Below are 24,836 nucleotides of genomic sequence, written 5' to 3' on the forward strand. Positions count from 1 at the left end.
GTAGAACCCCTTTATTTATGGGCATTGTAACAAGTTATTAGTAATTAAAAATTTACTAATTAAAGCAAAAGGACGTATAAAAGGACGTAGAAATTTTACGCTATAATAAGTCATAGTACGTTAACTTAATAATTAAATAAAAAATTTAGACACTTTCTAAAAAGAAATTTTTAGAAGGTGTCTTTTTTTATTTACATTTTCAGCACTTGTGATTTTGTAGGAGATATAAAAAATATAAAAGGAGGAAGAAAGAAATGTGTAAGGTAATTGCAATAGCAAACCAGAAGGGTGGAGTAGGAAAAACTACTACAACAGTGAATTTAGGTATTGGATTAGCAAGAAAGGGGAAAAGGGTTCTATTAATAGATGCAGACCCACAGGGTAGTATGACAGTAAGTCTTGGAATTGATGAACCAGACAAGATTGAGTATTCATTAGCAAATGTGTTAATGGATGTTGTAAATGAGGAAGAAATCGATTATGCAAAAATAATTTTAAAACATGAAGAAAATATTGATTTTGTTCCGGCAAACATAGAGTTGGCAGGATTAGAGGTTTCTATGGTTAATGTAATGAGCAGAGAATTAGTAATGAAAAGATTTATTTCTGATATAAAAGAAAACTATGACTATATTCTTATTGACTGCATGCCGAGCCTTGGAATGATAACCATTAATGCACTTGTGTGTGCCAATTCAGTGTTAATTCCTGTTCAGGCATCATATTTACCGGTAAAAGGATTACAACAGTTAATAAAGACAATAAGCAGAGTAAGAAGACAAATAAATCCGGAACTAAAAATAGAAGGTATGGTTATGACAATGGTTGATATGCGTTCTAACTATACAAAGGACATATTAGAGGCATTAGAAAGCACCTACGGAGAAACAATTGGAATATTTGACAGTAGAATACCAATGTCAGTAAGAGCTGCAGAAACAAGTGCTGAGGGAAAGAGTATATATATTCATGACCCAAAAGGAAAAGTGGCAAGAAGTTATGAAGAATTAACAGAGGAGGTGCTTGTACATGAGTAAAGTAAGAGAAAAAATAAAATTAACAAGTTACGATGAATTATTGAAAGTGGAAACAACAGATGGATTAAAAGAAATAGATGTAGATAAATTACATGATTTTAGTAATCATCCATTTAAGGTTTCGGATGATGAAAAGATGGAAGAATTAACAGAGTCAATAAGGGAAAGAGGCGTACTTCTTCCTATATTGGTAAGGAAAACAAATGACGAAGAATACGAGATAATATCAGGGCACAGAAGAACACATGCAGCAAGGCTTGCAGGACTTGAAAAGGTGCCGGTTATTATAAGAGAATTGAGTAATGACGATGCAACAATAGTAATGGTTGATTCAAACATTCAAAGGGAAGAAATACTTCCAAGTGAAAAAGCCTATGCATTTCAAATGAAACTTGAAGCGATTCACCATAAAGGAATAAAAGGAGCAGAAAGCAGGGAAGTTGTAGGAGAGGCAAATGGCTTGTCAGGGAGACAGGTATCACGATACATAAAACTTACTAATCTGTTACCGGAGTTACTTGAAATGGTAGATAAAAAAAAGATTGCCATAAAACTTGCAGTGGAAATAGCAGAATTGTCCGAGAGTGAACAGCAGGAAATTTTAGATTATTTCAATCTTGGATATAAGGTTAGTTTAGAGCAGGTTAAGGCAATTAAAAATAAGGAAAAATCAACGGACATCATTGAAAGACCAGAAGAGAAAACCAAGGAGAGTACAAAGGTTACAATATCCAGGAAGAAACTTAAGCAGTATTTTCCTGAAAATTATACAAAGGCGGAAATGGAGAACATAATTTACCAGTTATTGGAGAAATGGAAGAGTGACGGTTATGACATTTGATTATTATTATGGAGCTCAGGCAGAGCAGTTTAATTTCATAAGAATTCCCAAAGCAATGATTGTGGACCCAATGTTTGCAGATTTGTCAGTCAATGCAAAACTTCTTTATGGAGTTTTGCTTGACCGAATGAACCTGTCAATGAAGAACAGATGGTTTGATTCAGAGAACAGAGTGTACATAATTTATCAGATTGCAGAAATAATGGAGGACTTTAATTTCAGTAAAAAGACAGCTGTAAGATATTTAAATGAGCTTGAGAATTTTGGATTGGTTGAAAAGAAAAGAAGAGGTTTGGGACTTCCAAGCCTCTTATATGTAAAGAATTTTGTTGTGTTTCAGGACCATTCGGAGCCTGATGACACAGATTTTGATGATGTAGCGGAAGATGATAATTTGAATGAAAATATGGAAACTTCAGGAGGTATACAGAAGGAAACTTCCAGAGGTGTAGGAACTTACACTTCAAGAAGTGTAGATATGGAAACTTCTAAAGGTGCACAGGAGGAAACTTTAAGAGGTGTAGAAACTTACACTTCAAGAGGTGTAGATATGGAAACTTCTAAAAGTGTACGACAGGTTACATCAAGAGGTGTAAAAAGTGAACTTCAAGAAGTAACCAAAAGGGGTCCGCTCATTAGTAAGACTAATAGTAATAATATTAATATTAATAATACTAAAGAGAGTAATAATATCTTATCTAATCCCATGGTGAAAAATGCAGTTGATGTGATGGGAAGAGAAGAAGAATCAATTTTTGAAAAATATACAAAAATGGTAAAGGATAACATAGACTATGATGTTTTAATTAGCAGACATTATCTTGAAAAGTCAATGATAGATGGAATGGTTAATCTTATTGTTGAAACCATTATCAGTGAAAATGATTATATTATTATTTCAAGTACAAAGTTTCCAAAAGAGGCTGTAAAGTCCAGATTCTCAAAATTGGACATCAGTCATATTGAGTATGTGTTAGAGTGTATGAATCATAATACAACAAACATAAAAAACATTAAGAAATACCTGTTGGCAGCACTTTATAATGCACCAACAACAATTGACAGTTATTATAAGGCAAGAGTGCAACATGACATGCCAGAACTTGCAAATTAGAAAGTGGGACACCGGGTCCCAATGTTTAAAATACAGAGTATGGTTGAAAGAGTCGAAATTCAACCACATTAGAATTTGAAATCGAAGATTACTATGATAAAATGTATTTATCAATTCTTGGTGGAATTACCACAACACTAAGAATGATGGATATTTGTTATAAATGGTTAAAATACAATTCGACAGAAGGGTTGGAACAATGATTAAGAAAATTAAATATGCGATTATAGTAATGTTGATTATCGCCAATGTGATATGTTTAAATAGTATTGAGGCTGCAGAAATATCCAAGGTGACTAATGTAAAGACAAGAGAAGTTACTAAAACTTTCAAGACTATTAAGGATGCAAGTCTTGCGACAACTAAGTTAAAGTACATAGCAGGTTACAAGATAAGCTGGAAAAAGCAAAAGAAAGTTACAGGTTACAATGTTTATGTTTACTATCCAGCAACAAAAAACTGGAAGAAAATAAAGACAACAAAGAAAAATTGCTTTACATTAACTAATTGCTTTCAAGGTGAAAAAGTAAAAATAAAGATAAGAGCATATAAAAAAATTAATGGAAACAATGTATATGGACAGTTTTCAAAAGTGAAAAGTATTAAAATCAAAAAAGCTCTTTATTCAAGAACGAAATGGGGCAAAATCAAAAAGCCCTTCACAGACAGAATAGCATCTGAAAAAGCATTTGAACTTCAAAATGAATACCGAAAATCCGTAGGTTCTGACAAAATTAAATGGTCAGAGAATTTATATAATGTTTGTCTGGAAAGAGCAAAGCAAATTAGTAAGAATTACAGCCATAATGGATGGTATGAAACAACGATGAAAGTTCTTTCAAAAAAATACAAGATAGATGACGAGTTTATTTGGATTAAAGAAGGAGATTCCGAATATGGTATAAATTATGCTTCCGGTGAAAATATTCTTAATGGAGCGTATTCATACAAGGAAGCAATGAAACAATGGAAAAGAAGTAGTGCTCATTACAACAATTTGACATTAAAAAGTCATGTTAAGGGAGCGATAGCATGCTATAAATCAAAAGGAGATTATTATTGGGTCGCATTGTTTGCAGATGCGGACATTGATAAGCTCCTAGAAGAAAAATGTAAAAAATGAATATAAGACAGATAACGCCTTATTAAATCACAATTGATTTGATAAGGCATTTTTTTGTTTTTTTCAAGAAAGGAAAGAGGTATAAGATGTTTAATAAAATGAAAAAAATGGTAGCAGGATTATTAGCTACAATAATGATTACAACAAATGTTTGTCCAATGTTTCCAGTAAGAGCTGCAAGTGGAGTTGCCAGCTTGGAATCACTGGGAAAACTAGGAACAGTAAATATAGGGTCAAAGAGTGAGAGTGGAACATGGCTTCAAACTCAAGTAGATTCAAAGCCGGTTTTTTGTATGGATTTGGGAAAGGCATGCCATACGGGATATACTTACAAATCTGAATCAAAAACAATTAGTAGCGATGATTCCAGTACAAAGAATAAGTTAGAAGCCAAGATTGGATATTGGTATGACCAAGTGAAAAAAGGTAGTAATAAGGCTTGGGTTTATGCACAGTGTCTTATCTGGAGTGTTGAAGAGGGGTGCACAAGTGAAAGTAATTTAAAAAGTGTAATAAATCAGGTTAAAAAAAATACAGGATATTATAAAGATGATTCATTATATTCAGATATTTTTGAAGTAAGTAAAAAAGTAGAATGTGATATTTATATATGGAAATATTCAGGAACTACAGATGACAGTGAAGTTCAAAAGCTGTTACAAATCAAATCAACTGATGAAGAATATAAGTATTTAGCTACAAATGGAAAAAGATACTACAGACAAAGAATAACACTTGAAAAAGTTGATGAAGATGGAAATGCGCTTCCAAAAGTTGCTTTTATGTTTACAGCTAAAAACATAAAGGAATTATATTCCTATCAGTATAATGGTTGGGGAGATTCAGTGAAAGAAGAGGCTGATGAGGATGCAACAAAGTTTAGTCAGGATGTAATGACAGATTCAAATGGAAAAATTGTATTTAGATTTACATATATATTGAATTCAAAAAAATATTATTATGTTTCTGATGATGAATTATCAAAGATGAGTTCATCTGAGAAAAAGCAAATGAAAGACTTATTAGATGATAAAGGATATAATTATGCATCTGATTTATCTAAAGCTAGTGCTGAAAAATTAAAAGAAGCAGATCTTGATGACCAGATGGATGATATCAGTAACAAGTATGTTATTGAGGAAGTAAATTCAGGAAATGACAATATATTAACTTCTTTTGTGGTAGATAAGGGAAATAAGAAGATAACAGATGCAACTAATAATAAAGTGACAGTGACACTGACTAAGGCTGATTCATGGACAAGAAACAGTGACGGAAAGTGGCCTGAAACTGCAGAAGAATCTTATAGCAATTATAAGCTTGCATACAAGCCTGTTCTTAAGGACAAGTATAAGAAAGTGAAATTAACTGCAGTAAAAATTGATGAAGAAACAGGCAAGGTTGCCCAGGGTGATGCAACACTTGAAGGTGCAGTGTATGGAGTGTATTCAGACGTAGCCTGCACAAAGTTACTTAAGTCATATACAACAGACAAGAACTACCAGTTTGAAACAGATTATATGAGATGTGGAAAGACATATTATCTAAAGGAAATCACACCACCAAAGGGATATCTTAAGAATGACAAGGTGTATGACATTGTGGCTGACGGTACAAACTTCACTGCAGAATACAATTCAATTGAAAAGCAGGTTTCAGAAAGGCCAATCAAGGGTGATGTGGCAATCATCAAGGGCATGGGTAACGGAACTGCAGGCATTGTACCATTTGAAAAGAGTGCACAGTTTCAGGTATATCTTGCAAGTGCAGGTTCATATGACAAGGCAAAGGCAACTGAAAGAGACATTTTAACAACAGACTTAAACGGATATGCCAAGTCAAAACAGTTACCATATGGTACATATGTTGTACATCAGATCATTGGAGCAGACAATACTGAAAAGTGTCCTGACTTTTACGTGAATGTGAAGGAAAACGGAAAGACATACAAGTATCTTTTAAACAATCCGGAATTCAACGCATATCTAAAAATCGTAAAGAAGGATTCAAAAACAAATCAGACAGTTTTAAAGGCTGGAACAACATACCAGATTTACAAAGTTGATAAAGATGGCAAGGAAACTCTTGTGACACAGACACACAGCAATGTAAATGCAATAGAGGTTGTGGACAGATTTGTAACAGATGAAACAGGAGAAATCATTACTTACGAAAAGTTAAAAGCCGGTACATATAAGGTTTATGAAATTGAAGGTCCGGAAGGATACAGGGTAAACAGACAGCCGGTGATGGTTGAGATTAACAGTAACTCATACAAGACAATGGTGGACAAGCTTGGCAAGGAATATCTGTACGCAGAGTGTGAGTACTATAATGATGTGACTTACGGAAAATTTACAATAAATAAAATTGGTCCTGAATTATGCAAGAAGGATGATGAAAGTGATTATGCAGATAAAAATGCGGATGGCAAAGAAAATGCAGGCTTGGAAAATAAAAACGGCAATGAGGACAAAACAACAGTAAATGATAGCAATAAGTTAAATGACATTGCCATAAATCCATTTAACTATAAGGACACATTGCTAAATGGTGTTGTGTTTGAACTTACTGCAAGAGAAGACATCATGTCACAGGATAATCAGGGAACAGTATTGTTTAAGAAGAATTCAGTTGTTGCAAAAATTACAACAGGTGAAAGGGCAGAGTTTACAAATGATTGCAATGGCATCTGTAATTTTGTGTTAAACGATGACGGAACAATCACACTTAATGTCCCACTTGGAGAATACACTTTAAAGGAAGTAAAGACAAAGTATGGTTATGTTCTTCCAGAACAGTCATTCTGGGACTTAAGTTTTAAGTGGAATAACAAGGATGATGAGTATGTGTTTGACATTTCTGAAAACTCAAAGGATGGAAAGATTGACATACACAATGACATGGTAAAGACAGACATTACACTTGAAAAGCAGGATTCAAAGACAAATGAGCCTGTTGGAAATGCAAGATTTGGATTTTATTCAAGGGACAACATTTATGACAGGAATGGAAATGTGATTGTAGCTGTAGGTGAAAAGATTGCAACAGTTACAACTGACAAGGAAGGAAAGGCAAAGATTCCTTTTGATGTGCCTGCAATGGATGAAGGTTATGGAAAGATGGAAGGCAACTTAAATTCAGGAGATTACTATTTCCTTGAAGAAAGTGTTAGCAACAGTTATTACATTAACAGGGAAAAACATCAGGTACATCTTGAATACAAGGATCAGGAAACTGCAGTTGTATCAGCAAAGGCAGTGGTTAAGGAAGACCAGACTGAAACAGTAATCAGCAAAAGAATGATTGCATCATCAGTTGAGATTAAGGACTGCCATTTGAAAATCAGTGATGAAAACGGTAACGAAATCGTAAGCTGGATAACAGGTGACATTTCGTCAGTTAAGTTAAATGAAAAGCTTGATGAGATGGGATATGACAACGTTCATGTAGAAAAATGCGACGGTTATGCAGTTAAGATATACGGATTACTTCATGACAGGGAATACACCTTAACTGAAACAAAACCATCAGACGGTTTCGTAACTGCAAGTGATATTATCTTTAAACTTGCGGAAAGTGATGATGCAAATGCCAAGACAAGAGTACTTATAAAAGATGGTGATGCTTTTAATGAAAATATTGACAATCAGGTGGTAATGTATGATGACACAACAAAGATTGAATTTTCAAAGACAGACATTACAAATGGAAAGGAACTTCCGGGATGTCATATGCAGGTAACTGAAAAGGACACAGGAAAGGTAATGGATGAATGGGTTTCATCAAGACAGAGCCATGTGATTGAAGGAAAGTATGCCGTGGGAAAAACTTATGTTTTAATGGAAACAAAACCAAGAGACGGATACGCAACAGCAACAAGTATTGAATTCACGGTGGCTGATGATGGAAAAGTCCAGAAGGTAAACATGGTGGATGACACAATCAAGGTTGAATTCAACAAGATTGCATCAGACACAAAGAAACAGCTTGGCGGTGCAAAGTACAAGGTATATGACAGCAATGGCAAAAAGGTGTATGAGTTTACAACCGGAAAGAAAGCAGAATTCATAGAAGGCATGTTTAAGGCAGGAGAAACCTACACATTTAAGGAAGTGGATGCACCAGAGCATTACAAGGTTGCAAAGAATAAGAAAATCAAAGTTAAGGATACAGGAAAAGTTCAGAAACTTACGGTTACTGATGAAAGAATCCCTGTGGTACCTGACACACCACAGACAGGCATTAATGGAAAGACAGCAGGAATGGCAGTTTCACTTATTTCTTTATTACTTGCACTTGGATGTTTTGCATGCGTAAGAGCAAAGGATAAGTCAAAATACAATTTCAAAAAGGAGAAGGACGATGAAGAGGATAATTAAAATATCTGTGATACTTCTTTTAGTGGGGATGGCTGTGATTGCAGCTGTCCCTTTTTTGAAGGAAAAAAGAGCAGAGAAAAAGTATGAGAATGATTTTAAGAACATACAGGAGAGCGTGATAGAAAAGAAGTCAGATGCAAATGGTCTTGTAAAGAAAAACAAGGACTGTATAGGTTATGTGGAAATACCGGGAACAACCATAAGTTATCCTGTGATGCAGACAAAGGACAATCCGGATTTTTATTTGAATCATGATTTTAACAGGAATTACAGTTTTTATGGAACACCATATTTAAGTGCATACTGTGATGTGACAAAATCAGACAACCTGCTTATTTACGGTCATAACATAAACGGAGGAAAAATGTTTGGAGCGCTGGAACAGTATAAGGATAAGGAGTTTTTTAATAAGCACAGGAAGATATATTTTACAACAGATAAAAAGAGGGAGTATGAAGTGTTTGCAGTGATGTGTGTTAACATACATGAGTTTGAGTACTGGAAATTTGTTATGGCAAGGAATAAGAAAGAGTATGACGAGTTAGTTGACAAGATGGAAGAGCATAGTTTGTGGAGAAGGGAAAATAAGCCAAAGTACGGAGACCAGATGCTGATGTTGTCTACTTGCGATAATAAAAAAGGGGATAATTGGAGAATTGTGGTTATTGGAAAAGAAATATTTTAAAAATAGTAAAATAATCTGGTAGTATCTACAGATAAAATAAGTAAAATACTACCAGATTACAATTTTGTACAGATTGTTAAGTGCCTTTGATATTATGTGTTAACTCAACTTTTATTTTAAGTGTTTTTTCTAAAATAACTAGAATGGCTGCCAAATCAATAGATGTAAAAAGCGTAGTAGAATATAGAAAATATTTTGTAAAAAATAAAACGATTCCAATAAAAAGGATCACCAGTAAGGCTACACGTTTAATTTTTGTGTATTGAATAATTTCGAAATTCTCCAAACAACGAGTCTGATTTCCTTCTGTTTGAGTAAAAAACAAGTAAATAAAATTTGCAAAAGATATTATTATTAAAATAACAATATTTTTATAAAAAAATGGTTGACTAACCAGCAAAATAACAATAATTATGTTAGAAATCACATAGCAAAGAAAACGCGATTTACAATGGAATCCACCACAATATGAACGTAACGGTATGAAAGATATTAGAAAAAATAGCAATATATCTGTTTTTTTGACTATATATGAAAGAAATAATGCTGTTAAAAAATTTGCGATTATCATAAAACCATTATTTAAACCATAAATGTAAAATTCCTTATTTTCGCTAATAATTTTTTTCTCTATCATTTTGTCAACTAAATAATCTGTAATTACCATAACTAAAATTTCCTTAATTTTTTAGCATTTTCAGGTAATTTTTCTTCGTGTAATACATACCAACATCTTTGATTGGATGCGACAGTAGTAATGACTAATGCAAATGTGGCAAATGAAGAAAGCATTTTTATATTTGCATTTGAAATGAATTTTTTAAGAATTGCCTTCATAAATAAACCTCCTTTTTTATTTTGATAAATATTATCACAAATGATGCAAAAAAAACGAAATTGTAATAAAAGGTATTTTATATGTAATATTTTCACAAAAAATATATAAAATATTGTCGAAAGTAGCACTATATATAGACCTAGTTTTGAAAACAAACGAGTAAAATTGTAGCAGGACTATATATGGGAGGAGTGCTATGACTTCAAATGAAGCAATCTGTAAGAGAATATCAGATTTGTGTAAGGAACAAAATATTACTTATTATGCATTAGCATCTCGTGCGGCTATTCCAAAATCTACACTCATGAACATATTGTCTGGTACTAATACAACTGTTGCTACCATTAATAAAATATGTAGTGGTTTAGGAATAACGATGTATGAGTTTTTTCAGTCAGAGTATTTTGAAGATTGTGAAGATGATTAATATGAAGGGGAGAAAAATGTTACGTTTGGCAGTTTGTGATGATGATAAAATTGTTGTAGAACAAATAGAGTCATATATAGAACAATTAAAAGAATTATCTATAGTATATGAGGTGTACTTTTCAACAGAAGAATTTTACGGTCACATGTTTGAATTAGATTTTGATGTATACTTTCTAGATATAGAAATTGCAGACAAATCAGGAATAGAATTGGCTAAAAAAATAAGACAGGCAAATCAATATGCAGTGATTGTATTTATAACCAGTTATTCTAAATATGTTATAGATGTGTTTGATGTCAATACCTTTAATTTTATTTTAAAGCCATTGACGTATGAAAAATTCAAAAAAACTATATGTAAAGTATCTGACTATATTTTTACTTCTAAAACTAATTTTGTCTTTATGCATAACAAAAATCAGTATGCTATTCCTTATCATAATATTATTTACATAGAAAAGAGAAAACGTAAAGCATATATTTATACAAATTCTGGGTATGTGTATAAATGCAATATGACTATGGAACAAATTATAGAACGACTTACGACAAATAGATTTGCAAAAATAAATCGAGGATGTATCGTTAATTTGGCAATGATTGATGAAATTATAAGAGAAGAAATTCATTTGCTAAATGGGGAAATTCTATATATAGCACGAGATTGTAAAATGGACATAAAAGAAAAGCATCTAAATTATTTTAGAAAAATGATATAATAAATCTGCAAGATAAGTATAAAAGAGTACATTTATTAGGCTGATTTAGATAGGTAAGTGTGTTATAATTACAAAGTCATTAAATCTAAAGGAGAGACAGAGGATGAAAATTGCAATATGTGATGATGACACAAATGTAATTGAGCAAATAGAACAATATATTGAAAACATTAATGATAAGTCATTGGAATACGAAGTATTTTTTAGTGCAGAGGAGTTAAAATGGTATATAACTAAAAACGATGCAAAATTTGATTTGTTTATATTAGATATTGAGATGAAAGAAGTGTCTGGAATAGATTTTGCAAAAAATCTTCGTGAGAAAGATATGGATACGTTAATTGTTTTTATGACAAGTCATTCTAAATATGTATTTGAAGTGTTTGATGCAATAACATTTGACTTTATTGAAAAACCGTTGACTTTTGAAAAAATGAAAAATATGTTGGAAAAAGCAAAAAAGTATCTGGGTATGGCACAAAAAAGATTTGTGTTTTCTTATAGAAAAAATAGTTATAGTATTGCTTTTTCAAATATTAACTATTTAGAGAAAGCAGGTAGAAAAGTATGGATATATACGACGGATGACAAAAAATATCAGTCTAATATGACATTGGAAGAAATAGTGTCACAATTAGATGCTGAAATGTTTGGGCTATTGAATAGATCTTTGATTGTAAATATTTCAAAGATTGAAGGATTTATAGGTGAAAATGTAATCATACAAGGTGGAAAAATGCTATATGTAAGTAGAGATTATAAAAAAGAACTTAAGAAAAAACACTTAGATTATTTAAGGGGGCAAGTATAAGCGTGATTTACGATATTATAATAAATTTAATTGATTATTTAATCATTTTTAAATATTTCAATTGCTTTGGCAAAAAAAGAAATTTGAAAAAGAAATATTGCATTAGTATTTTTTTCAGTTGTATTGTATTAGTAAGTGTAATTAATCAGTTGCAGAATCAGTATATAAATCTTATTTTATGCATATTAATGATTTATTTATACAGTTTATCCTTTTCATATGGAATATCTTATCATATTGTTTTGCCTATTCTGTATATTGGGTTTGGAATTGTGGCTGAACTAATAGGATTCATTATTTTAAATGTTTCAGGAAGTATATTACCATATCCAGTTCAATATTATGGCAGTTCATTCATCTGTGAATTTATTCGCTATTTGATTGTTTGCGTTTTTTGCAGTATCAAAAAAATAAAGCTTCCAAAATTATCTTTCAAAATAGGTAAATTTCTGGTGATTATCCCGATTTCAAGTATTATTATATGTTGTATTGCAATTAATATTATTCAAAATAGTAAAAATAATCTAGTTAATATGATGTGTATGGTAATAATTATTATGACAATTACTAGTAATATTTTGATGTTTAAAATGTTTTTTAAAGTAATAGATACATTATCAGATAATTATGAAAAAGAAATGTTATTACTAGAAGCAGAAGCAAAAGAACAATATTATCAGGAACTAGAAAAGAGTAGCAGAGAAGTACGCAAAATCAAACATGATTTAAAAAATATGTTATTAGCAATATGTGGAAAAGCAAAAAAGCAGAATGAGATTTCAGAAGAAATTTATAAAATTATTAAGGAATTGGATGAAAGCGACAAAAAAATATATACATCTAATGTGGTTATCAATACAATAATAAATCACAAGATTAGTCAGGCAAAAAAATTAGAGATAAAGACAGATGTAAATATTAAAGTGTCAAAAGCTATTCATATAGACTATAAAGACGCTGGAATTTTGTTAGGAAATATATTAGATAATGCAATAGAAGCGTGTGAAAAGATAAAAAAGAAAGAGAGATGGATTAAAATAGACATGCTTCATAATAAGAATACATTGTTTATTGAAGTATGCAATAGTAAAGGAAAGGAGCTAACAAATATCAGTAAAAGCAGTAAAAGTGATGCTCATAATCATGGAATAGGAATATCAAGTATAAAGGCTATTACAAAGAAGTATGATGGTTATGTAGAATTTGTCGATAAAGGAGAAGAATTTGAGGTTGTCGTGAACTTATACGGAATGAGTTTTTAAAATAAAGTATATAGATTACACATTTTTAATGAGTAGAGGTTGTTTTTAGGAAGAGTATGTAGAAATATGTGCTCTTTTTTGAATATTAGCATATAGAAAATTATATTGAAAAGCGAAATTGTTGAGAGATGCCGATTTTTTGGAGGGTATTTTGTGAGGGCTAATTAATGAGTTTGGTAACTCCAGATATTCTTCTAGTATTATTAGTTTTGATAATTTTTTTTTCTAGAAAAGTTTTTTGGAGTTGTACAAACAAAAATAAGTGATATTAAGACATACAAAAAGGTAAGTGCATCAAAGATTGAAAAATTCATCATCGTATTCATTGTAATAGTATTCTTCGGCAACAAAATAGATTATGTTTGTAAAATTAGAACCACTCATGTCCTTGAAAAAATCAGTAGTTATTGTTCTAAAAGGAGTGTTCGTATAATTTTTTAGTTTTGTAACAAGTTTTGAGTTTTGCTCCTCTAACTCGATAATAGGATAAAACTCTTAAACTGAACCCTAAAAAAATCACCATTCTAAAAAATTTAGTTACCACCTAAATATAGTTGGTTAATATTAATAAATAAAGTTAGATAGAAAGTATCAAATAAATTCACATGATTAAATTTAAGTATTTTATATCAATTAGGAGAAAACAAAATCAATTATTGTATCTATTAATTATGGTTGGAATAAATCAAGATATAGATATTTGAAAAAAATTTTAGAAAAGCAAAAAAGGGAAAAGTTATTTAAGAATAGGTAGTGCATATTTTTTATTTTGATATGGAAAGTGTCATCGTGTTGTTGCACCGATGGTTTGTTAAATGTCTTGTTATGAGTTAGTATACGAAACATTTTAACTAATATATTATTCAAACTATTTTTAGCATATTAGTCAAATAATAGATGGAATCATAAAATCTTTTATTTGAAGTCTAAAATCTTATAACTTATTTTGGCTTATTCACATATATGTCAGAAATCTTATAATATTAAGATGTGTCTTGATTAAAAAATATATATTGTGCCTTTTATTACAGATAAACGACAAATCATGACATATGAAAAGAAATAGAAAAAATATGTGTATAATAAATGACAGTTATTTGAATTGAAAAAATAGAAATTTACATTCAAACATGAGACGAAATGTCAAAATGGAAGACAAATTATGATATTTAATAGGTATAAAAAATACAATATATATAAGAGGAATAAGAAGAATGGCATCTACTACATACAAATTATCAAACTATAATTTTGTAGTTGAAAATAATGGGGAACTAATAGTTTATAACTCATATATAGGAATGAATAGTATACTGAAGATTTCATCGGAAGAACTGAAAAAAATTATTAAACCAGATTGTGAGAGAATGGCTATTGGTGATAATAAATATGTTGAAATATTAATTGAAAAAGGGTTATTAGTAGAAAAAAATATTGATGAATTAACACTTGTAAACAAGAAAAAAGAAGAATATTTTAGCAATAATATGTTGGAGATAACGATATCATTGACAAAAAAGTGCAATTTCAATTGCACATATTGTTATGAGAAAAAAGATAATTGCACAATGAATATTAAAACAATAGAAAATTTAGTTAAGTTAATTAAAATCTTGATGAGAAATAAAAAAACATTGAAGGTTAATTGGTTTGGCGGTGAACCATTGATAGAGAAAAATATTTTAGAGGCTTTATCAAGAGAACTTATAAAATATTGCAGAGAAAATAAAAAATTATATTTTTCTACAATGACAACAAATGGATATTTATTGGATATTAATACATTAAAGTTGTTAATGAAATTGAAAGTTTACAGTTTTCAAATTACGATTGATGGAACAAAGAAAACTCACAATACATTAAGACCATTAAGTAATGGAGGAGAAACTTATGATAAAATTTTAATAAACTTGAAAGAGATAAGTAAAAAAATAAAATCACCAATGTTAAGAATTTTGTATAGATGTAATTTTACAAGTGACAGTTGGAATGATTATAAATCAGTAATAGAGGAGTACTGCAAGAATTTTCTGGAGGACAATAGATTTAATTTTTTACCGATGATAGTGAATGATTGGGGAGGGGAAAAAGTAAAATCTATTAAAAATGATATAATTTCAAAAGAAAAATTTTCACAGCTTGAAAAGAATGTGAATAATGAGCTTTTTAAAAAGGGATATGATAAAAATAATTATTATAATCAACTTGAGGAGTTAGAGATACGATCAAATTGTCAGTATTTTATTAATGATAATTTTTCGGTTGAACCTAATGGAGACATATATAAATGTACAGTTCTTCTTAAAAATAGAATAGGAAATGTTAATGAAAACATTGATTATAAAAAAATGAAAGTTAATATGGACAAATTTAAGAATTGTACTGAGTGTGTTTTTTATGGAATGTGTAATCAAATTTTGTGCAATAAATTTGATAATAAGTTAACTTGTAAAAATGTTGAAAAGCATATAAGTACTATTTTAGAGAATATCCCAGAAGAGCTTTTTGTTAAAGTGGCAAATTTGGAAGGAGTTAAAGAATTAAGAGGATTTAAGTTATGAATGAAATATTAAAGATAAAAATGATACTAGAAGATATAGGCATAGAAATTAATATTGATGAGAAAAATTGTGATGATATAGATTTAACTGAATACATAGAAGATTCAATGGAATTTATGGAGTTTATGATGAATGTAGAGGAAGAATTTGAGATTGATATACCAGATGAATGTATGAGTTTAGAGGCTATAAAGTCATTAAATGGCTTTTTAAATATAATTATTTCCTGTAAAGAGGAACAAAAGAAAGATGGCTTGAATAGCAAATTATAGGAAAGGGGAGTGAAAAGGAATGAAGTTATATAAGAATAAAAGTTCTAAGAACTTAAATTTATATGCTCAAGAAAAAGTGATCATTAATATCTATAGATGCAATTGCTAAATCTTGAAATAATATTAAGTAAAAGGCTGTCAAATGGCAGCCTTTGTTTAAGATTATTTTAATAAAATATATACTACAAAGTATATGCTACTTTTATATTCAATATATTGCGATAAAAATGATTTTAATTAAAATAAAAGATCTTTATAATTAATTATTATATTTTTAAAATGTCTATTTACTAAAAATAATTTGCGGTCAATTTGATAATACAATATTTAGGTGGATAATAGTGAAAAGAAAATTATCGTGTGCTGTCACTATAAAGGTTATTATTAAAATAATAAATGGTAAGATGGTTTTATCGCTATTTAAAAGGCAAGTATTTTTTTACTGAGATCATCAATTTATGGAGGTGAAAATTAGCATGGACAAATTGAAAAAGAAAATTGGATATTTATTTTTACTCGTGAAAATTTTACATCGTACAGATAAGGGTTTTTTATGGACGTTAATTATACAGATTGGATTTTTGGCGATTATTCCATTTATTCAATTAGAGCTGACAAGACAATCAATAAAGATGCTGACGGATTATTCAAAGTATGATGCATATATATGTAACATAGTGACATTATTATTAATTTTACTTTTATTAAATATAATGAGTACTTTTTTTCAAGGAAAAAATGAACTTAAAGCAAATGTAATTGGACAAATATTGTATAAAGAAATATTAAAAACTTGTCTTTTTATGGATTATGAAGAACTACAGAAAAAGCAAACGCAAGAAAAAATGAAAACCGCGACTTTAGCATTTGAAAATGGATCGCTACAAAATTTAACAAGAGAATTCAAAGTTATTATTTCATCTGTTGTAATAATAAGTGGAATAATAGGAATCGTCGCGTATTCAAATATCTATTTGTTAGTTATTTCTTGTGGGATTATTCTTGTGAATTATTATATCTTGAAAAATGTAAAAGCAAAACAATATAATGTAGATAAAGAAATAGTACCAATAGGAAGACAAATTGAGTATTTTGATAATATTGCGGCAGACTTTTCTATTGCTAAGGAAGTGAGATTATACCATACAGAAAATGCAATGTTAAATGAATACAATAATTTAAAACATCGTTTGGTTAATATAGCAAACAAAATGATTAAAACTAGAATTGATAGCGAAATGTATATAAACATCGGAAATCATATTTTAGAAATTGCCATTTATATTATTTTAGGCTATAGCGTTTTGATAAAAAAAGAGATATCTGTTGCTGAATTTTCAGCTGTTGCTGTTGCGGTTAGAACATTTAGCTCATGTATGAATGATATGTTGGATTCTTTTACGGACATAGAAAAAAATTCAATGCATTTGAAAGATTATTTCGAATTTATTCAAATAAAGTCAAAATTTAAAAAGAGTGGTAATAGAAAGATTGAAGCTTCAAAGTTTGAAATTGTATTTAAAAATGTAAGTTTTAAATATCCTGAGAGTGAAGTATATGCATTAAAAAATTTGAATTTAAAAATTAGAAATGGAGAAAAGATTTCTATTGTAGGGGAGAATGGTTCTGGAAAGACTACCTTTGTTAAACTGTTATTGAGATTATATGATCCAACGGAGGGGAATATTTATATAAATAATATTAATATAAAGGATATTAAATACGAAAATTATTTAGACTTGTTCTCTACAGTTTTTCAGGATTATAAATTATATGCCTTTACTATTAAAGATAATATACAAATGTTTAATAAGGATAGAAATGAAAGCGAAAATGACAATAAACATATTATGAATATTTTAGAAAAGTTAAATATTAAAGACAGAATTGAAAGCTTAGAAAATGGGTTAGACACATATTTGTATAGAATATTTGATGAGAATGGTGTTGAATTATCTGGTGGACAAAATCAAAAAATTGCTATTGCAAGAGCAATATATAAAAATGCTGGGATATTTGTGTTGGATGAGCCTACAGCAGCATTAGATCCGAGAGCTGAACATGAAATATTTAATGATTTTAATAATATGGTTCAAGGGAAAACTGCAATATATATATCTCATAGATTGTCAGCTAGTTTATTAGCTGATAGGATAATTGTCTTAAAAAATGGATTGATTGTTGAAGAAGGTAAACATAAAGATTTAATCGATAGAAACGGATTATATGCGGAATTATTTAATTTGCAAGCACAATATTATATCGGGGAAGAAGGAAATGGCAAAAATTGTAATAATAGATAGTGGAATAGACTTAACAAATAGAGAATTTGAAGGAAGAAAGATTTCGGGTATACATATTTATGAAGACAAGGCTGGTAAAATAAATATAGATGAGAACATTAAAGATCAAATAGGTCATGGAACGGCAGTTGCAGCAATATTAAATGAAGATTTAGATAATGAATTATTCGTTATTAAGATTTTTGATGAAGAAATGGAAGGTGATATTAATTTATTAGTGCGAGCATTGGAGTATGTCTATGAAAATGTGAAGTGCGACATAATTAATATGAGCGTAGGGTTTACCGAATTTGATTCTATAGCTGAAATAAATAATATTTGTAATAAATTATACTTTGAAAAAGGGATAATTATGGTTTCTGCTTTTGATAATTTTGATACAATATCATATCCAGCAGCATTAGATACCGTCATAGGTGTAGACATATCAAATGAAATACATAAAAAAAGAGAGTTTTACTATTTAAAAAATAGTGTTGTTGACATATTATTAAAAGATTCAATGCATAGAGTAGTATGGTTAGATAAAAAAATTATGGTTCATGGAACAAGTTTTGCAACTCCAAAATTTGTTAAAATGTTAGCAAAAGAATTAAAAACAACTGATAAAGAAAAAATAAGAGAAAGGCTTGAACATATAGCAACAAAAGTTGTTGATTTTAAAGATGAAAAATATGAATCAAAATTGGAGTATTTTAAAATTGAAGAGGCTATTGTATTTCCTGTAAATAAAGAAATGCATACATTAATAAGATTTGAAGAAGATTTGAAATATACTATGAATTTTTATGATATAAAATATTCAGGTAAAGTTGGTTCAAATACATCACGATTTGTGCCAAAATCTAATCATATAATAATGGATATAGATAAAATAGATTGGACAGGAAAATTTGATACTGTAATTTTGGGACATTGTAATGAGTTATCAAATATAACAAATAGGGATTATATAGATAATATTTTGAATAATGCTATCAAATATAAAAAAAATGTGTTCGCTTTTGATGATTTGAAAGAATATAGTAGTCTAATAGATAGAATTAAAAAAAATGGAAATCATGTATATTATCCATTTGTGACAAAGCGAAAAGGGAGAAGTACATTAAGTAAATTGCATTATATACCCAAACCCGTACTAGCAGTATGTGGAACAAGCTCAGTACAAGGAAAGTTTACACTTCAATATATGTTGAGAAAAAAATTTGAAGAACAAAATATTAGTGTTGGACAAATTGGAACAGAGCCAACATCATTATTATTAGGATTAGATGCAGACTTTACAATCGGGTATGATTCAAGAGTTGAGGTGGGAGGATATGATTTTATTTCTGAAGCAAATAAAGTTATATTTGAAGTATCTCAAAAGAATAATGATATTATTATAACAGGTACACAATCAAGTACGATACCATATAGTTATAATTCTTTAAAGAATATACCTTTGCATTCACTAGAATATTTAATGGCTGTAAAACCGGATGCGGTAGTATTGTGTGTGAATAGGTATGATCCGATAGAGTATATAAAAAGAACAATATTAACCATAGAAAATTTGTTTAACACAATTGTAGTTGCTATATCGGTATATCCTATAGATAAAACTAGAGAGAAATTTAAAAATAAGGAAAGAGAGAATAGCGAAGAATTCATTGAAGAGATGTCTATGAAAATAGGAAAAAAATGTTACTTAATGAATTCTGAGAAGAAATTAGGGTGTTTATTTGATGATGTATTAACGTATTTTACTACACCAAAATAATGAAAGAGGAATAAAATGATACATAAATTTTCTATACCAAAATTTCAGACATATCCAGATATGACAGGAATTTTAGGAATTTTAACAGCTTTAGGCATTGAAAAAAATTGGATATATAATAATTATTTATTATTATGGTCTTATAAGAAAATCGACGACGATAATTATTGGTGTGATTTTAAACAAGGAGATTATCTTATTGACAATTCTATACTTCCTTTGAAATTTATTGAATTTGATAAAAAAAATTTCAACAGTAAGAGAGAAGTTATAACATTTCTTAAAAAACTTTTAAAAAATGGGTATATATTAACAGATTTAGATACCTTTTATTTTGATGAATGGTGGTCTAATGAAAGTATAAGAGAACATAATAGTCATACGGTAATGATATTTGGTGATACTGAGGAAGAATTTTTATGTGCCGATTTTTTGAAAAGTAAATATGGTTTGTTTTCGGGGAAATATATGGATATAGCAGAGGCTTTTTTCCGGGGGAATAATAAAATATATGGGATAGAAATTACAAATACTAAGCTGGAGAAAAATAATGATTTATTAAAAAAACAAATTATTGATTTTATACATTGCAGTGGAAATTCAGTGACTAATTTTTTGAATTTATATACTTATGAAAATACTCTATATGGATTTGAAGCATTAAAAAACATTTTTTTGAAAATAAAAATATGTTTTGAGAAGAGGGAATTTATTGATTTGAGATCAATACAAATTATTCTGATTTTTGCTAGAATTATGAAAGAAAGAGTAATTTTCTGGAATAATAATAGTTTAACAAAAAAATATGATTACATAATGGATATATGCGTTAAACTAGAAAGTAAAGTATTTAATTTACTTATTTTGTGTATGAAAATAAATTATAAGAAGAAATATACAAACAAGAAATATATATATAGATTAACAGATGATATTTTAAGAGAAACCACGTTGTTGTTTGAAGAGTTATTAGAATGTTTAGATATCGAATTATCTGAAGTTGAGAAAGATATATTGTGGAAAAATTGGGATAAATTAAAAAAAGATAGAGTGATAATGCATGAGTGTAGAAAAGTAATTGGAGATGAAATAAATATTAGTTTTTTTAGAAAAGTAAAAGTAAAGTTTGATGATTGTTTAAATAAACCTAACAAATTAGAAAATATGATATACAATATAAAAAATGAATGTATAGCGATTTATACAAATGATTTTTGGAAAAATGTTTTTCAATTTGATATCGAAGAAAATGGATTTGAAAAAAATGGGAAAATAATTTCAGATAAAGAGTGTAATAATCAAGTTTCGGAAAAAGTTTATTTTTTTGATGCTCAAAAAAGGATAAAAATGATTGAGTACAAGAATAAATTTATGAAGAACATTTATCTAATCTATGAGTATGAAGGTAATCATATTATAAGATATAAAGTAAATAAAGAATCTAAAACGATACATCAAGTATTATTTGACATACATAATAAAGATAAAGAAATTCAATACATATATGCAGAAGAATATAAAAAATTAATTATGTATGAATTAAAAAAAGGAAGAAAAAAGAGAGCTTTAATATACAAAACTTCTGATTTTAATATGCCCGATAATATTTGGATAGATAATAATTGGAGTGAAAATCAAGAATATATTTACAATAGTAAAAACGAATTATTACAAATAATTAGAACTGATTATGAGAAAAATAATCAGTTGATTTATTCAAACCTAGGCAGGCATTTAAATGAGGGATTAATAATGGAACAGTTTAAAGTAATTCTTAATTCAATTATTCAAAGGAAGAACATTAAGAAAAGTGATAGGATTGTTATTAATTTTAATACATCTATTCATACTGTAACTGTAAAAATAAATAATGAGATATATGATAGTATGTCTTTTTTAGAAGAATATAAGTTATATAGAGAGGCATTAAATAGGTTTACAACCATTTTTTCTATTGAAATATTTAAATATAATAAATTGTATAAACTTAATATTTTTTTAACAGTAAATAATTTAAAAGTTGTTCTAGAAAAACAAATTTTAAGCAATAAAACGATATTTTATTGTTAATTTAAGGGTACACAAAATATTTAGACAAATGTGCTGTACCCGCTGTAATTATTGTGGTAAAAACTACTTTTCAGTGAAAGTGGCGCAACTATTTTTGTTGTTTAAAGCATCAGTTTTATGTTGCAAGTTCTTTACATAAGTAGCCATTGATGGAATATATTATAAGACAATAATACTGAAATCATTTAATTGTTACATTGTCAAAAAGTTATGTGTGTAGGAGACATAAGCAAAGAGCCGTATTGAGCAAAATGCAGGTAGGTGGCTCAAAGTATCCTGATATAATTAGTTTCAATCTATCATATTTTGCTGGAAAGTTGCATAATGAAGAATAGGGATTAACAATTTTCTATATTAGAAAAGAGACCGTTTATAGTAAAAAATGGAAATATAGAGAAGTCGTAGTAATGGGGTATAATGCTTTTAATAGCAGAGTGAATAGTCTGCTTTCGAATAAATCACCTGTCCAGCATGAGCGAGTCACGATTCTATTTTGTCATAAGCCATCATTCCAGTTACAATGAGCCACTTGTTTAATAATAGAATTATGCGCAGTCATTGTGTAAATCTATTAAGAAGGAAGTCACCATTATGGCAAATATCGTTAAATACTAATATTATCTAATTAATGAATTATTATCGAAAAACTTGATTTTATATGAAAAAGAAAATTATAACAATGAAAAAGCTGATACAACTGAGTGATGTGACCCCAAGACACACTTATACAAGCAATCTGCTTTGTATAGTCATCCTCATGTACATATGTTTCTGCGTGAGGAAGCATTTCTCTTACCATGTTGCAGTTAGCACGCCAGTAATCGGACGGTATGAAATGATGTGCTTGAATATTCGTATCAAGCCATATCTGCATCACAGCGTCTATATCGTTATCGCTGTATTGTCTTACCAATTCTCTATCTACTAACTACTTATTTCTTGTTCCAAAAGTGGAAGTTATTATTGAGTTTTCTTTCTTGATTTTGCCGAGAAACTATTTATAGCGATCGCCAACAGAAGTGATGACTCCAATATCTTCTACCCCCATAATTCTTGCTGTCGTTTTATGGATTTCTGTAATACCTGCATAGATGCCATCGATGCGGATACTCAGAAGCATACCGCATTTTTTTAGTTTTGATGGCTTACCCAAGGCGTAAATTTTACCAATAAAAAATAAATTTGACAAAATAAGACAAATATAATAACATCAAATTAAGGATGGATTAGATAAAAATCCATAATTGAAAGGGAAAATGAAGCACTTAAAGAAAGAAGGGGACACTATGGAACAAAATAAGAAACGTTTATGCATAATCTCATTATTCATAATGGGGTTATTTTTTTGTATTGGCTCGGAAACAGTTAATGCAAAGACAAAGGTTGTAACACCCAAGAGGATAAGGAGAATTTATCAAAATGTGGAATACAAATATGAAGACAAAAATGGGAATACAGTAAGAAGAACAGAAAATGAACCAATATCCTGTGGAATTGAAACGTGTAATCAGCATAGCAGTGAACACATTGTGGAAGGAATAAAAAAAGGGATACATGCAAAGGAATATGTTAAGTGCAATTCAGGCTCAAACCTTTACATGATAAAGATTCCATTAAACACAATAAGGAACAAAAAGGTTGAGAAGGAATACAAAACCCTTAAGGAACTTAAATTTTATTCAATGCAGGGAAGCTGCTGTAAGGGAAATGACATATACATAGCATTCAGTGACAAGGGAAGAAGCGGAAAAGTAAATGACATAAAGAAAAGCACGGGAATTGAAGAACTTAATCTCACAGCGATCGTAAAGCTTAAACTGGAAGGCAAGGATTACAAGGTGGCACAGGTTGCCGTAATAAAAGGATTTGAAAACATGGATGATTCCATTAATTATATGGGACATGCAAATGACATGACTTACTGCAATAAAAAACTTCAGACAACATGGTATGAAGTTAAGGGAAAAAAAGGTAAAAAAAGATTTACACTGGGTTACATCGACATAAGTGATACCGTTAAGGGAATGGCGACCAACATAGGAAATGATGCGGATTCAAAGAAGAAATCAGTGTTTGGAGTGGCAAAGTACAAGAACAGAGACAATGAACTGGCAGTGGGCATCCGTGAAAAGGGAAAAAGCGTGAAGAGATATGTGGATGTTTATAAATGCGTGAAGAAAGACAACACAGGAATTAAATATCGGTATGTGAGAAAAAAGAGACTGTTTGACATAAAAGCCTCAAAAATAAACAAACAGAAGTATTCCATTACACAGTGCATGGAAAGCAGTGGAAATTACATATTCGTCAATCAGTTTTATGAAAAAAACAAGGGAAACAATAACTGCATACAGATATATAAAAACAATAAACATAAAAAAAACATTGTAATAAGGGATCCGGGAATTAGAATGCCGGGACAGGAAAAAGAGACATCATTAAGTAACAAGAGATGGGAAATGGAAGGTTTCGGAAAAATTAAGGGAGATACCTATTACTGTCTAATGGCAATGCCATTAACAGACAAAAAGGATGGGATAAATAACGACAAAAAGGTAACATTAAAAACCAAACAGGCATACCTGTGCACAATGAAAATAAAAAAATAGAAGAGGGAAGAGAGTGGA

19 protein-coding genes are annotated in these 24,836 nt (G+C 29.5%); 16 read left to right on the forward strand and 3 right to left on the reverse strand.

Annotated elements, in window-relative coordinates:
- Nucleotides 1-254 precede the first annotated feature (254 nt).
- The 6 genes from NQ558_RS04465 (at nt 255) to NQ558_RS04490 (ending at nt 9,182) form a co-directional block, all read left to right on the forward strand.
- The gene (locus NQ558_RS04465) at nt 255-1,037 is read left to right on the forward strand and encodes a ParA family protein (protein WP_005363146.1); all 783 of its coding nucleotides are present in this window, start codon (nt 255-257) and stop codon (nt 1,035-1,037) included.
- Nucleotides 1,030-1,878 (forward strand): ParB/RepB/Spo0J family partition protein, encoded by an 849-nt coding sequence (locus tag NQ558_RS04470; RefSeq protein ID WP_005363145.1) that lies wholly within the window; start codon nt 1,030-1,032, stop codon nt 1,876-1,878. The genes NQ558_RS04465 and NQ558_RS04470 overlap by 8 nt, the downstream gene beginning before the upstream one ends.
- Nucleotides 1,868-2,992, forward strand: a complete 1,125-nt coding sequence (locus tag NQ558_RS04475) for a DUF6017 domain-containing protein (protein ID WP_005363144.1) — start codon at nt 1,868-1,870, stop codon at nt 2,990-2,992. The genes NQ558_RS04470 and NQ558_RS04475 overlap by 11 nt, the downstream gene beginning before the upstream one ends.
- A 199-nt stretch (nt 2,993-3,191) precedes the next feature.
- Nucleotides 3,192-4,115, forward strand: coding sequence for a CAP domain-containing protein (locus NQ558_RS04480; protein WP_040447174.1), 924 nt, complete (start codon nt 3,192-3,194; stop codon nt 4,113-4,115).
- Nucleotides 4,116-4,201: 86 nt separating this feature from the next.
- Entirely contained in the window at nt 4,202-8,497 is a 4,296-nt protein-coding gene (locus NQ558_RS04485) for a SpaA isopeptide-forming pilin-related protein (protein WP_005363142.1), read from the forward strand.
- The gene (locus NQ558_RS04490) at nt 8,481-9,182 is read left to right on the forward strand and encodes a class B sortase (protein ID WP_005363140.1); all 702 of its coding nucleotides are present in this window, start codon (nt 8,481-8,483) and stop codon (nt 9,180-9,182) included. The genes NQ558_RS04485 and NQ558_RS04490 overlap by 17 nt, the downstream gene beginning before the upstream one ends.
- 76 nt (nt 9,183-9,258) lie before the next feature.
- On the opposite strand, the gene NQ558_RS04495 is transcribed toward NQ558_RS04490, so the two are convergent.
- Nucleotides 9,259-9,849 (reverse strand): accessory gene regulator B family protein, encoded by a 591-nt coding sequence (locus tag NQ558_RS04495; protein WP_005363138.1) that lies wholly within the window; start codon nt 9,847-9,849, stop codon nt 9,259-9,261.
- A 2-nt stretch (nt 9,850-9,851) separates the two neighbouring features.
- On the reverse strand, nt 9,852-10,019 hold the full coding sequence (locus NQ558_RS04500; RefSeq protein WP_005363136.1) for a cyclic lactone autoinducer peptide: 168 nt from the start codon (nt 10,017-10,019) through the stop codon (nt 9,852-9,854).
- Between the two features lie 197 nt (nt 10,020-10,216).
- Here NQ558_RS04500 and NQ558_RS04505 point away from each other — a divergent pair, with 197 nt between their 5' ends.
- The 9 genes from NQ558_RS04505 (at nt 10,217) to NQ558_RS04545 (ending at nt 22,209) form a co-directional block, all read left to right on the forward strand.
- The gene (locus NQ558_RS04505; protein ID WP_005363135.1) at nt 10,217-10,447 is read left to right on the forward strand and encodes a helix-turn-helix domain-containing protein; all 231 of its coding nucleotides are present in this window, start codon (nt 10,217-10,219) and stop codon (nt 10,445-10,447) included.
- A gap of 16 nt (nt 10,448-10,463) precedes the next feature.
- Nucleotides 10,464-11,168, forward strand: a complete 705-nt coding sequence (locus NQ558_RS04510; protein WP_040447246.1) for a LytR/AlgR family response regulator transcription factor — start codon at nt 10,464-10,466, stop codon at nt 11,166-11,168.
- 103 nt (nt 11,169-11,271) lie between these two features.
- Nucleotides 11,272-11,979, forward strand: coding sequence for a LytR/AlgR family response regulator transcription factor (locus NQ558_RS04515; protein ID WP_005363131.1), 708 nt, complete (start codon nt 11,272-11,274; stop codon nt 11,977-11,979).
- Nucleotides 11,980-12,167: 188 nt separating this feature from the next.
- A complete protein-coding gene (locus NQ558_RS04520) occupies nt 12,168-13,241 on the forward strand; it encodes a sensor histidine kinase (protein ID WP_005363129.1) in 1,074 nt (357 codons plus the stop codon).
- Between the two features lie 1,214 nt (nt 13,242-14,455).
- Nucleotides 14,456-15,802: a radical SAM protein gene (locus NQ558_RS04525; RefSeq protein ID WP_005363128.1), complete on the forward strand. Its 1,347-nt coding sequence runs from the start codon at nt 14,456-14,458 to the stop codon at nt 15,800-15,802.
- A complete protein-coding gene (locus NQ558_RS04530; RefSeq protein ID WP_005363127.1) occupies nt 15,799-16,074 on the forward strand; it encodes a phosphopantetheine-binding protein in 276 nt (91 codons plus the stop codon). The genes NQ558_RS04525 and NQ558_RS04530 overlap by 4 nt, the downstream gene beginning before the upstream one ends.
- 476 nt (nt 16,075-16,550) lie before the next feature.
- The gene (locus NQ558_RS04535) at nt 16,551-18,377 is read left to right on the forward strand and encodes an ABC transporter ATP-binding protein (protein WP_040447171.1); all 1,827 of its coding nucleotides are present in this window, start codon (nt 16,551-16,553) and stop codon (nt 18,375-18,377) included.
- The gene (locus tag NQ558_RS04540; protein WP_005363125.1) at nt 18,352-20,139 is read left to right on the forward strand and encodes a S8 family serine peptidase; all 1,788 of its coding nucleotides are present in this window, start codon (nt 18,352-18,354) and stop codon (nt 20,137-20,139) included. Before NQ558_RS04535 ends, NQ558_RS04540 begins: the two co-directional genes overlap by 26 nt.
- Before the next feature lie 15 nt (nt 20,140-20,154).
- Nucleotides 20,155-22,209, forward strand: a complete 2,055-nt coding sequence (locus NQ558_RS04545) for a hypothetical protein (RefSeq protein WP_005363124.1) — start codon at nt 20,155-20,157, stop codon at nt 22,207-22,209.
- Between the two features lie 994 nt (nt 22,210-23,203).
- Here NQ558_RS04545 and NQ558_RS04550 read toward each other — a convergent pair.
- The gene (locus NQ558_RS04550) at nt 23,204-23,398 is read right to left on the reverse strand and encodes a hypothetical protein (RefSeq protein WP_207634889.1); all 195 of its coding nucleotides are present in this window, start codon (nt 23,396-23,398) and stop codon (nt 23,204-23,206) included.
- A 97-nt stretch (nt 23,399-23,495) separates the two neighbouring features.
- Here NQ558_RS04550 and NQ558_RS04555 point away from each other — a divergent pair, with 97 nt between their 5' ends.
- Nucleotides 23,496-24,818, forward strand: coding sequence for a hypothetical protein (locus NQ558_RS04555; protein ID WP_040447169.1), 1,323 nt, complete (start codon nt 23,496-23,498; stop codon nt 24,816-24,818).
- The last annotated feature ends 18 nt before the right edge of the window (nt 24,819-24,836 follow it).

Origin of the sequence: Eubacterium ventriosum (genome assembly GCF_025150745.1) — a bacterium.
GTDB classification, from domain to species: domain Bacteria; phylum Bacillota; class Clostridia; order Lachnospirales; family Lachnospiraceae; genus Eubacterium_G; species Eubacterium_G ventriosum.

What these genes read in the sequence shown, in the direction of transcription:
- NQ558_RS04505 (WP_005363135.1), top strand. Translation starts at nt 10,217, where the DNA reads ATGACTTCAAATGAAGCAATCTGTAAGAGAATATCAGATTTGTGTAAG.
- NQ558_RS04515 (WP_005363131.1), top strand. Translation starts at nt 11,272, where the DNA reads ATGAAAATTGCAATATGTGATGATGACACAAATGTAATTGAGCAAATA.
- NQ558_RS04465 (WP_005363146.1), top strand. Translation starts at nt 255, where the DNA reads ATGTGTAAGGTAATTGCAATAGCAAACCAGAAGGGTGGAGTAGGAAAA.
- NQ558_RS04525 (WP_005363128.1), top strand. Translation starts at nt 14,456, where the DNA reads ATGGCATCTACTACATACAAATTATCAAACTATAATTTTGTAGTTGAA.
- NQ558_RS04510 (WP_040447246.1), top strand. Translation starts at nt 10,464, where the DNA reads ATGTTACGTTTGGCAGTTTGTGATGATGATAAAATTGTTGTAGAACAA.
- NQ558_RS04485 (WP_005363142.1), top strand. Translation starts at nt 4,202, where the DNA reads ATGTTTAATAAAATGAAAAAAATGGTAGCAGGATTATTAGCTACAATA.
- NQ558_RS04500 (WP_005363136.1), bottom strand. Translation starts at nt 10,019, where the DNA reads ATGAAGGCAATTCTTAAAAAATTCATTTCAAATGCAAATATAAAAATG.
- NQ558_RS04540 (WP_005363125.1), top strand. Translation starts at nt 18,352, where the DNA reads ATGGCAAAAATTGTAATAATAGATAGTGGAATAGACTTAACAAATAGA.
- NQ558_RS04530 (WP_005363127.1), top strand. Translation starts at nt 15,799, where the DNA reads ATGAATGAAATATTAAAGATAAAAATGATACTAGAAGATATAGGCATA.
- NQ558_RS04475 (WP_005363144.1), top strand. Translation starts at nt 1,868, where the DNA reads ATGACATTTGATTATTATTATGGAGCTCAGGCAGAGCAGTTTAATTTC.
- NQ558_RS04490 (WP_005363140.1), top strand. Translation starts at nt 8,481, where the DNA reads ATGAAGAGGATAATTAAAATATCTGTGATACTTCTTTTAGTGGGGATG.
- NQ558_RS04470 (WP_005363145.1), top strand. Translation starts at nt 1,030, where the DNA reads ATGAGTAAAGTAAGAGAAAAAATAAAATTAACAAGTTACGATGAATTA.
- NQ558_RS04495 (WP_005363138.1), bottom strand. Translation starts at nt 9,849, where the DNA reads ATGGTAATTACAGATTATTTAGTTGACAAAATGATAGAGAAAAAAATT.
- NQ558_RS04555 (WP_040447169.1), top strand. Translation starts at nt 23,496, where the DNA reads ATGGAACAAAATAAGAAACGTTTATGCATAATCTCATTATTCATAATG.
- NQ558_RS04535 (WP_040447171.1), top strand. Translation starts at nt 16,551, where the DNA reads ATGGACAAATTGAAAAAGAAAATTGGATATTTATTTTTACTCGTGAAA.
- NQ558_RS04520 (WP_005363129.1), top strand. Translation starts at nt 12,168, where the DNA reads ATGATTTATTTATACAGTTTATCCTTTTCATATGGAATATCTTATCAT.
- NQ558_RS04545 (WP_005363124.1), top strand. Translation starts at nt 20,155, where the DNA reads ATGATACATAAATTTTCTATACCAAAATTTCAGACATATCCAGATATG.
- NQ558_RS04480 (WP_040447174.1), top strand. Translation starts at nt 3,192, where the DNA reads ATGATTAAGAAAATTAAATATGCGATTATAGTAATGTTGATTATCGCC.